The sequence below is a fragment of the Bdellovibrionota bacterium genome, from assembly GCA_035292885.1.
GTDB lineage: Bacteria > Bdellovibrionota_G > JALEGL01 > JALEGL01 > DATDPG01 > DATDPG01.
In genome coordinates this window covers 1-9,874 of the sequence record DATDPG010000195.1, presented here as the reverse complement: position 1 = coordinate 9,874, position 9,874 = coordinate 1, and the positions used below count along the sequence as shown (strand labels likewise).

Below are 9,874 nucleotides of genomic sequence, written 5' to 3'. Positions count from 1 at the left end.
GTGGCTCTCTGCCTTCTTCTTTTGGACGACGCGGCTTGGCTGCGGAGCTGGCGCGTTCGGGCTTTTTATCTTCAACCGGAAGAGCAATCCTACCCTCCCCGGCGTTGGCCGAAGTGGGTGCTTACGCCGATCGCCGTCATTCTATTGACGCTTTCCTCCGTGCAGTTGCTCAATATGTTTCGCGTCGTGCGCCGGTGGCCGAGGCCGGTCGTCCAATTGTTCCAAACGACGGAACCGTTTCATTTGGTGAGCGGGTACGGCCTGTTCGCCGTCATGACGACGTCGCGTCCCGAGATCATCGTCGAGGGGAGCGAAGACGGGCAGGAATGGAAGAGCTATGAATTCAAATTCAAGCCGGGAGACCCCACACGGAAGCCTTCGTTCGTGGCGCCGCACCAACCCCGTCTGGATTGGCAGATGTGGTTCGCCGCCTTGGGGAGTTGCGAGACCAATCCCTGGTTTCTCCACTTTGCGCGTCGATTAATGGAGGGGTCGAAAGATGTGGCCTCTCTCCTCGCCGTCAATCCGTTTCCGGACGACCCCCCCAACTACATTCGAACGACCGTCTACGACTATCGCTTCACACGCCGAAATTCGAACGATCACGGCGATTCTTGGTGGCGCCGTGAAGAACTGCGCGAGTATTGTCCCATCCTCACGCTGGGAAAGAGGGGAACGAGAGCCTAAACCTTTCATGTGAAAGCCGTTTAAAAGTTGTGCAATTAGTTTCACAAATCATTGACCGCGTACGGGTGTTTGTGTTATCAATTACACAAAGAGACCAATGTCAAAAAAAGAAGTGCATGTGCGTAAGTACCGGGCCTTTCGGGACGTCGCTTTCTCGGATGAAATGGAAGATTTTGTGCGTGTCGCGAACCTCTTTGATGCATTGTTTCAGCTGATCGAGGCGTGTGCGGCGACCAAGGCGATTCACATTCAACACCACGCCGAAGTTGCGCGAGTGCTTCGAGGCCAAGCCGATTTGTTCGGTGACAGGACCGAAACGGTGATTTCGGGGTTCACGAAGATCGAGCGCGAGTTTCGGGTGGGTTGCGAATATGGAGGAAGCGACGGTACGAAGGAATGGCAACAAGCCCGGCCGTTATTTGAGAAGATCGAAGCGCTTGCGCTCCCCACATTGGGAGAAAACAGATGACCACAGTGGCCGATCTTTATTCTCAGATTGCGCAGTTTCCATTAAACGACCTGCGCCTCATTTGTTTGTTCGGGTCCTTCGCCCGCGGTGACGCGCATGAAGGGTCCGATATCGATCTATTCATTGTAACAAAAGGAAACGACACGCCGGCGCTCCAGACTGATCTGCAAACCATAGCGGAGAGAATCGGAAAAGCGCTGGGTCGGAAGGTCGATCTCGTTATCGTGGAACCCAATCTCCACGGTCTTGCTCCCGATTTTCGGTCCGAACTCCTGGCTGATTCTATCGTATTGTATGGCCGGGGTTTGCTCTTTCCGGAGGATGATGGGAATAGCGTTGCCTATCGGCTGATCGCATATGAAACATCCAGGCTTGATCCACTGGCCCGTACGCGACTGTCCCGTCAATTTTTCGGCTATTCCACAAAAGTTCGTCACGGTCGGAAAACCTACCGCTATCACAGAGAAGGGGCCGTGGCCCGATCCGGGGGGTTTCGCGTCGATCTTTCCGTGTTTCTCTGTCCGGCGGACCGTTCGGGCGAGATTTTTCGAATTTTGCGGGAGAGTAAGGCGGGCTATACCGACCGCCTGGTTTACCTCGAACGATTCGAGGATGCGCCGCTATCCATCGCCGCCCGATGATTGTCTTGCGGCCATCGGCCGCGGCGATCCACTTCATACGAGGGCGTCGGGAGAGTGATACTGCCCGAACACGGTACGGAGCCGGTCGGAAATTTCGCCCAACGTAGCCAGGGCTTCAACGGCGGTGAGAATGAAAGGAACGAGATTTTCTTCCGATCGGGCCGCTTCTCCGAGATGGAGAAGTGCACGTTCAGTGCGCGGCGTGTCGCGCTCATTACGGAGTTTGGCGAGCCGGGCTTTCCGGCGCTTTTCAAGGACGGGATCGACGCGCAGAATCGGAGGGGGATGAATCGCATCGGTGGTGTACACATTCACGCCGACGATTCCCCGTTCCTTCCGCTCGATTTCCTGCTGATATTGATAGGCGCGTTCTGCGATCGACTTTTGAAAGTAACCGCGTTCGATGGCGCGCAAGCTTCCGCCCATGCCCTCGATTTCATCCAGGCGGTTTTTCGCGGCGGCTTCGATCCGGTCGGTTTCCGCTTCCACGGCGTAACTCCCTCCTACGGGATCGATCGTGTTGGCGACGCCCGATTCTTCCGCAAGAATTTGCTGCGTTCGAAGGGCGAGCGTAGCCGACAGTTCGGTCGGAAGTCCCAGAGCCTCGTCCCTGGAATTTGTGTGAAGGCTTTGGCAACCTCCCAAGATCGCGGCCAAGGCTTGAAGCGTGACGCGAACCAAATTGTTGTTCGGCTGTTGGGCCGTGAGCGTGCTCCCCGCCGTCTGCACGTGAAAACGAAGAAGCATCGACCGGTCTTCTTTCGCGCCGAAACGTTCTCGCGCGATTTTCGCCCAGAGACGCCGGGCCGCGCGGAACTTCGCGATCTCTTCGATGAAATCGTTGTGCGCGGCGAAGAAGAAGGAGAGTTGTCCGGCGAATTCATCGAATTCAAGCCCTCGCCGGATCGTGGCGTCGGCGTACGCGCACGCATTCGCCATCGTAAACGCGACTTCTTGTACCGCATCCGAGCCCGCCTCCCGGATGTGATAGCCGGAAATCGAGATCGGATTCCATTGGGGAACTTCCTTGGCGCAAAAGGCGATTAGATCCGTGACGATCCGAAGCGACGGTCCGGGCGGGAAAATGAACGTTCCGCGCGCGATATACTCCTTGAGAACATCGTTTTGAATCGTCCCTCGAAGACTTTTGAAAGAAAGGCCGCGCCGTTTGGCGATCGCAAGGTAGAAACAGAGCAGAATTGCCGCCGTTGAATTGATCGTCATGGACGTGGAGACCTGATCGAGCGGGATCCCCTGAAGAAGCGTTTCCATGTCTTCGACCGAGGAGATCGCCACGCCGACGCGCCCCACCTCCCCCAGTGCCATCGGATGATCGCTGTCGTAACCCATCTGGGTCGGCAGATCGAAAGCGGTCGACAGGCCGGTTTGCCCGTTCGATAAAAGATGCTGAAAACGGGCATTGGTTTCCTCCGCCGTTCCAAACCCGGCGTACTGGCGCATTGTCCAAAGCCGGCCGCGATACATGGTCGGCTGAATTCCGCGCGTGAATGGGAATTGCCCAGGCCAGCCCAAGTCGGCGGCATATTTCGTTCGATCGGGGGGTTCGACGATCGGAGGCATCGGAGCGCCGTCGGAACGGCGGGCGAAGAATTTCGGTTTTTCAGGCATGGCCGTTCGGCACCAGGGAAATCAACAGCTCGCCCCGTTCCACGGAGGCGCCGGACGAAACCGCCACGCTTTCCACGGTTCCATTTATCGTAGCCTTCACTTCATTTTCCATCTTCATCGCCTCCAACACCAGAAGCGAATCGCCGGAGACGACCGCATCCCCCGGTCGGACGAAAACGCGCACAACTCGACCGGGCATAATGGCCCGGATTTGGCGGCTTCCCTGTTCCACGCGGCTTTCTACATCTCCCGGCGATCGGCGTGGATCCGAACAGTGAAGCGGAACGAGGTGGCCATTTACACTGATGTCGATTTCGGTGTCCCGCCGAAACGCCACCGTTGTTTCAAGGACTTTTCCCTGATGTTCGAGCCGGAATCCGGTCGCCGTGGGTACGTAGCGAAAGAGCGTAGTTCGATCGTCCCGCTCGACGGTAATCGTGCCGGGAATGTTTTCGATCCGAGCGTTGCCTTGAATATCCTTCGACGTGAAGTGAAGAATCATCCGAAGGCCTGCCCTCTCCGACGGGGAAGTCCGCTGCGCCACCAAGCGGATACCGCCCGTTCGGCACTACCCCCCGACGCGACCGGTACCGCCATCGCGAGGGAAGCGGTAGCCAGGGCCGCGTCGAATTCAAGATCGGTCAACGTCTGCGCCGGGAAGGGTCCCTCGTCTTGAATGAACGTGGTCGAAACCCTCCCTTCCGCAAACCGGGGATGGACCAGAATCGACTTCAAGAAATGGAGATTCGTTTTCAAACCGCCGATTCTCGTTTCGTCGAGGGCGCGAAGCAGGCGAATCCGAGCCTGGTCGCGCGTTTCGCTCCAGACCGAGATTTTGGCCAACAACGGATCGTAATAAAGAGAAATTTCGGAACCGGCTTCGATGCCGCTGTCGACGCGAACTCCCGGGCCGGAGGGCCATTGAAGAAGCGTGATGCTCCCGGGGCTCGGAAAAAAATGGTTGTTCGGATCCTCGGCGTAAAGGCGCGCTTCCATCGCATGGCCGACCAGCGCCACATCTCGTTGTTCGAGCGGAAGAGGTTTTTTTTGCGCGACGTCGATTTGCCAAGCGACGAGATCGAGTCCCGTGGTCCACTCGGTCACCGGATGCTCGACCTGAAGACGCGTGTTCATCTCCAGAAAATAAAATCGTTCCTTGCGATCGACCAAAAATTCCACGGTTGCGGCGCCGCGATAACCGACCGACCGGGCGATATCCCGGGCCGCGGAGGCCATCATGGCTCGCGTCTCGTCGGATAGATGGGGAGCCGGCGCTTCCTCGATAATCTTTTGGTGCCGCCGCTGGATGGAACATTCCCGGTCGCCCAGGGCCACGACATTCCCCAGGGTGTCCGCGAAAATTTGAACTTCGATGTGGCGCGGGCGGATCAGGTACCGCTCCAAGTAAAGAGAGTCGTCGGCGAACGCCTTTTTCGCTTCGCTCTGTGCCAGGCGGTAGGCCTCTTCCATTTCAATTTCGGCGCGCACGCGCCGCATTCCCTTGCCGCCTCCCCCAGCGCAAGCCTTGAGAAGGACGGGGTAGCCGACCCGCCGCGCGGCTCTGCGTGCGGAGGATACGTTAGGCAGTACGTCAGAGGCCGGTACCACCCGGACACCCGCCGTTTTCGCCCGCTCCCTGGCCCCAATTTTGTCGCCCATGGCGGCGATGACTTTTGAGGGCGGACCGATGAATGTAATTTTCGCCCGCTCACACGCGCGCGCGAACGGAGCGTTCTCGGAAAGAAATCCATACCCCGGATGGATGGAATGAGCGCGGGTCCGCTTTGCGACGGCGACGATCTTGTCGATAGCGAGATAGCTCTCGAGGGGAGGGGAGGCGCCGAGATAATGCGCTTCGTCCGCCATGCGCACATGCAATGCTCCCCGGTCGGCGTCCGAGTACACCGCTATGGGAGAGAAGCCGCACTCGCGAATCGTCCGGATGATCCGTACCGCGATTTCCCCCCGGTTGGCGACGAGAACTTTCTTCATGGCTTACAGCGGGATGTTGCCGTGCTTGCGGGGCGGGTTTTGATCCTTCTTGTCCTGTAAGAGATCGAGGCCGCGAATCAGCTTCATCCGCGTGGTCGAAGGAACGATCACCTCATCGATGTATCCGAGCTCGGCGGCTTTATACGGATTTGCAAACGTGGCGCGGTACTCGGCCACCAACTCTTTTCGGCGCGCGTCGGGATCGGACGCCTTGTCGATCTCATCCCGGAAGATAATGTTGACCGCCCCTTCCGGGCCCATCACGGCGATTTCGGCCGTGGGATACGCGAAATTGAGATCCCCGCGAATATGTTTGGACGACATGACGTCGTAGGCCCCGCCGTACGCCTTTCGAGTGATCACCGTCAGCTTGGGCACCGTGGCTTCGGCAAACGCGTAGAGCAGTTTCGCGCCGTGCCGGATAATGCCTCCGAATTCCTGGTTGGTTCCGGGCAGAAATCCGGGCACATCTTCGAACGTGACGATCGGTATATTGAAACAGTCGCAGAAACGGACAAACCGGGCCCCTTTCACCGAAGCGTCGATATCGAGGCAGCCGGCCAAGACGGCAGGCTGGTTCGCCACGATCCCGGCCACAAATCCCCCCAAACGCGCGAAACCCACGACGATGTTCTGCGCGTAAGGTTCCTGGACCTCCAAGAATCGGCCGCGATCGACGACCCGCCGGATAATGTCCCGAATGTCGTACGGCTTTGCGGGATCGGCGGGAACCGCCTGATTCAACGCCTCGTCCGCACGATCAGGTGGATCGTCGGTCGCTACAAACGGAGGCCGCTCCATATTGTTCAGAGGGAGATACGAGAAGAGCTCTCGCACGCCCCGGAGGCACGCTTCGTCGCTCTCATAAGCGAAATGGGCGACGCCGCTCTTTTCGGTATGCGTTTTCGAACCCCCGAGGTCTTCTTTGGTGACCTCTTCGTGGGTGACGGTGCGAAGGACGTCCGGGCCTGTGATAAAAAGGTAGCTCGATTTTTTGACCATCAAAACGAAATCGGTGATGGCCGGCGAATAGACCGCCCCGCCCGCGCACGGGCCGAGGACGGCCGAGATTTGAGGAACGACGCCGGAGGCGAGCGTGTTTCGGAGAAAGATGTCCGCATAGCCGCCGAGGCTTTCCACCCCTTCCTGGATCCGGGCGCCGCCCGAGTCGTTGAGGCCGATCACCGGCGCGCCGATTTTCATGGCGAGATCCATCACTTTGCAGATCTTTCGGGCGTTGGCGCGCGAAAGCGAACCGCCGAACACCGTGAAGTCTTGAGCAAAGGTGAACACCTTCCTGCCGTCGATCCGCCCGAAACCGGCGACGACGCCGTCCCCCGGGGTCTTCCTTTTTTCCATGCCAAAATCGGAACAGGAGTGGGTCACGAAGCGATCGATCTCTTCGAACGAATGTTCGTCGAGCAAAAACGAAATCCGCTCCCGGGCCGTCAGTTTATTCTGCGCGTGCTGTTTGGAGATCCGCTCCGCCCCTCCACCCTGGAACGCGAGCCCGTTCTTTTCGTGGAAGATTTCGAGGGGGGAAGCCGGCGTCGAGACGGATTTTCTCTTTGCGCCCATGGCCGAGCCGTCACGTATAACAGAAATCCGGCGGACACACGAACGCGGAGCTCAAAATGAAAAGCGGGCCCGGGATCTACCGGGCCCGCTTCGTAAGGACATCCCTAACTAAGGAAATCGTCTCCCTAGCCCCGCCTCCTGGAATGTCCCTACTTGGGGATGCAATTCAAGGGTAACAAAAAGCCTATCTTAAGGTCAATTTACTAATTTTCCATTATATATTAAGTAGTTATTAATATAACAAATGTTGTTAAATGGCTGTCTTATCGGTGCTTTGGGCTTTGGGATCGGGAGGCGCGTTGGACGGGTTTAGGCGCCACCTTTTCCAGCGCGCGCGGAAGCCAGAGGCGATGAAGCTCAAATAGGGAAACGAGGTAAGGAAAATCCAGCTGCAAATTGGCTTCAAAAATGGACTGAAGATCGTCGAGGTCTTTGTACCGGGATGGGTTATCGGTCAAAGCAAGTGCTTTTGCGACGATCAAATCTTCGGGCGTGATGGTGGGTAGACGACCAAAGCCGAAATCGATCAGGTTACATTGGGCTCGTTCGATCGCACGTACGACCCAGGGCATGGTCGGTAATAAGACGTCCAGTCCCCCTTCTTTCTCTTTCCCTTCTTTCCGTCCCACCAACATAACCACGGGGTCCTGTCGTTTGTGAAATCCCGGTGCACGATTCAGATCCGAGGCGCGCGCCAGGCCCACGCTAAACTTGAGTTTCCCGAGAATCTTCTCGGCCTCGTTCTGCGTTCCCCGGATGGATGAGGCCAATAGGAGAACATCCACATCTTGAGTCAGGCGCGGTTCGCGGCGGTATAGCGCGGCAGCCAGGCCTCCCGCGACCGCATACTGGCAACCGGAACGTCTAAGCAGCGGGACGACGGCCCTAAGAAGAGCGAGCGGGGTCATGAATTTGCTTTCGAATGGAGACGATTTGTTTCGCCGTTGGATCGATCCAGCCCAACGAACGCCGAGCGGATCTTCCATATTTTTGAGCGCGCCGCGCCAACTGCTCGCCCTCGACGCGCGTGAGGACGAGCAAAAGAAACTCATGATCGGCGGCCGTGAGTTCCAATCCATAGCGCACGCTCCGCGAATCCTTTGTGATGGACACCCAACCGTTCCGCTGAAGACGGTCGAGAACGAGGCGCGCGCCGCGGGGAGAAAGGCCGCAGAGATCGGCGATTTCGCGCAATCGCCTTCCGTTTGAGCTTCGGACCAACGCAAAAAGAACGCGCCATGGCGCTGAATCGAAGAAGAAGTTCACCAAGGGGGATCGCATACGCTTGTATACTAAAGTATACATTATTTTTTGGGAAAGCGTAAAGCGGGCTTTAGAATCTGAAATTCGTGCCCAGATAGATCTCGTGGATGCGCATAACTTGATCGTTGTTCGTGGCGTCCGTTTCCGCGTAAAGCGTATACGCAAAAATGAGGGAGACTTCTCGCATCGGATTGAAATAGGCGTTTCCGCGCAGGGCGTATTCCTTGTCGGTCTGTCGCTGGCCGGTGGGGAGATTGCTCAGGAAGATTTCCCGTTCATTCGCGAAATAGGTCGCGCCCCCTTCAAGCCTCAACTTCGACTCCATCCATTCGTATCCGAGAAGACCGTCCAGGACGGCATTGAATCCTCGGAAATTGTCGATCAGGTCCGTTTGTAGCTTGAGATCGGCGAACGAGCCGAATAGACGCGGGTCGCGATATCCGATGGTGTATCTCATTTGATTTTCGTCGTCGAACGTTCGGCGGGTGAAGGAAACGGCGCCGAAGATAAAGTTGCGCTCGAATACTCGAAGCATGACGTGATCTTTAACGGTGTTGTACGAGCTGGTGTCGACGTCGATGTTGTTGACGAAGCTGCTGCTGATTCCGGTGGGAACGGGAATCGCCGAATCATTCGATTTCTTGAACACGAAAGCCCGAAAACGTTCGAACGACAGGTTGTTCGTCACGCGGGACGTCGGCCGCGCCGTCACCGTGCCGTTGAGGTTCTCGAGCCCACGGCTTCCGATCAGAGCGCCGCGGACGAATCCAGAAAAACTCCAGACACGATCGAGGTTGAAGAATCCCTGCGAAAAAAGCGTCATGCGATCGGCGTGCCCTTTGAAGAAGAGGGATTCGAAGCCGCCGTCCGCCTTGATTCGTTCTCCGCGATACGAGCTGTAAAAGCCGGCCGTTTGAAAATCCAGGGTGAAGGGATTGTCCCGATACGCCGGTCCGATATAGCCGGCGAGATTTCGGGGATCGACGCCGAGACCCCCGAAGAGGCCGATGTCCACCGATTCACCGACGTGAAACACTCCTCGCAGGCCGTCGAAATTCGCGCCGCCCGCTTCATAGACAAGTTGCCGCCCGAACCAGACGTCGGCGATGCCGCCCATCTTGGGGAGTTCGACGTTGAGTTGCCTCAGTTCCTGTCGGAACTGGTCGTTCACGCCGAGGGTGTATCGCCGCTCGTCCGGATTGATGAGGGAATCGAAATCGAGATGGGCGTTAACCCGTTGTCCGTCGCCCCCGTCAAAAAGATCCGCAGCGTCGAGCCGAAGCCCCAACCGGAGGAGCGAATATCGCTTCTGGACATGGTTATTTCCGACGCCATCATCGACAACAAACCCCGGCGCGTCCGACAAATTGTTGAACGCCACCCATCCGCCCACATCGACGCTCCCATGTATATCCCCGGCTTGTGCTGAAACAGAATAGAGAAAAAAGATGATCGCAATTACACACCCGCAGCATCTCACGGAGTGCCTGGCGGAGCCTTCCGATTCGTCTTGGAAACGGAGGCGAGGGGAAACGGATACGCGATGCGGACGCAAAGCGGCGCATCGCGGAAGCCGGAGGGGCCCCCGCCGGAGTGACCGTAACGAATCGAGAAG

At 57.5% G+C, this 9,874-nt stretch carries 10 protein-coding genes; 3 read left to right on the top strand and 7 right to left on the bottom strand.

The features are described 5' to 3' along the window. The 3 genes from VI895_14225 to VI895_14215 form a co-directional block, all read left to right on the top strand. Nucleotides 1-687, top strand: a 687-nt coding sequence (locus tag VI895_14225; protein HLG20957.1) for a lipase maturation factor family protein, incomplete at its 5' end; no start/stop codon positions are given. 97 nt (nucleotides 688-784) lie between these two features. Then, nucleotides 785-1,156 carry a hypothetical protein gene (locus VI895_14220; protein ID HLG20956.1) on the top strand — a complete coding sequence of 124 codons (372 nt, stop codon included), beginning with the start codon at nucleotides 785-787 and terminating at the stop codon, nucleotides 1,154-1,156. After that, nucleotides 1,153-1,797 carry a nucleotidyltransferase domain-containing protein gene (locus VI895_14215; GenBank protein HLG20955.1) on the top strand — a complete coding sequence of 215 codons (645 nt, stop codon included), beginning with the start codon at nucleotides 1,153-1,155 and terminating at the stop codon, nucleotides 1,795-1,797. The genes VI895_14220 and VI895_14215 overlap by 4 nt, the downstream gene beginning before the upstream one ends. A gap of 33 nt (nucleotides 1,798-1,830) precedes the next feature. On the opposite strand, the gene VI895_14210 is transcribed toward VI895_14215, so the two are convergent. From VI895_14210 to VI895_14180, 7 genes are all read right to left on the bottom strand, one after another. Further along, nucleotides 1,831-3,378 (bottom strand): methylmalonyl-CoA mutase family protein, encoded by a 1,548-nt coding sequence (locus tag VI895_14210; protein HLG20954.1) that lies wholly within the window; start codon nucleotides 3,376-3,378, stop codon nucleotides 1,831-1,833. 40 nt (nucleotides 3,379-3,418) lie between these two features. Beyond that, complete coding sequence (locus tag VI895_14205) at nucleotides 3,419-3,928, bottom strand: biotin/lipoyl-containing protein (protein HLG20953.1); 510 nt, start codon at nucleotides 3,926-3,928, stop codon at nucleotides 3,419-3,421. Continuing rightward, nucleotides 3,925-5,418 (bottom strand): biotin carboxylase N-terminal domain-containing protein, encoded by a 1,494-nt coding sequence (locus VI895_14200; protein HLG20952.1) that lies wholly within the window; start codon nucleotides 5,416-5,418, stop codon nucleotides 3,925-3,927. Before VI895_14200 ends, VI895_14205 begins: the two co-directional genes overlap by 4 nt. A 3-nt stretch (nucleotides 5,419-5,421) precedes the next feature. Continuing rightward, the gene (locus VI895_14195) at nucleotides 5,422-6,996 is read right to left on the bottom strand and encodes an acyl-CoA carboxylase subunit beta (protein ID HLG20951.1); all 1,575 of its coding nucleotides are present in this window, start codon (nucleotides 6,994-6,996) and stop codon (nucleotides 5,422-5,424) included. Between the two features lie 263 nt (nucleotides 6,997-7,259). Next, nucleotides 7,260-7,904 carry a nucleotidyl transferase AbiEii/AbiGii toxin family protein gene (locus tag VI895_14190; protein HLG20950.1) on the bottom strand — a complete coding sequence of 215 codons (645 nt, stop codon included), beginning with the start codon at nucleotides 7,902-7,904 and terminating at the stop codon, nucleotides 7,260-7,262. Continuing rightward, on the bottom strand, nucleotides 7,882-8,277 hold the full coding sequence (locus VI895_14185; protein HLG20949.1) for a hypothetical protein: 396 nt from the start codon (nucleotides 8,275-8,277) through the stop codon (nucleotides 7,882-7,884). Before VI895_14185 ends, VI895_14190 begins: the two co-directional genes overlap by 23 nt. Nucleotides 8,278-8,329: 52 nt before the next feature. After that, complete coding sequence (locus VI895_14180; protein HLG20948.1) at nucleotides 8,330-9,739, bottom strand: hypothetical protein; 1,410 nt, start codon at nucleotides 9,737-9,739, stop codon at nucleotides 8,330-8,332. Nucleotides 9,740-9,874 lie beyond the last annotated feature (135 nt).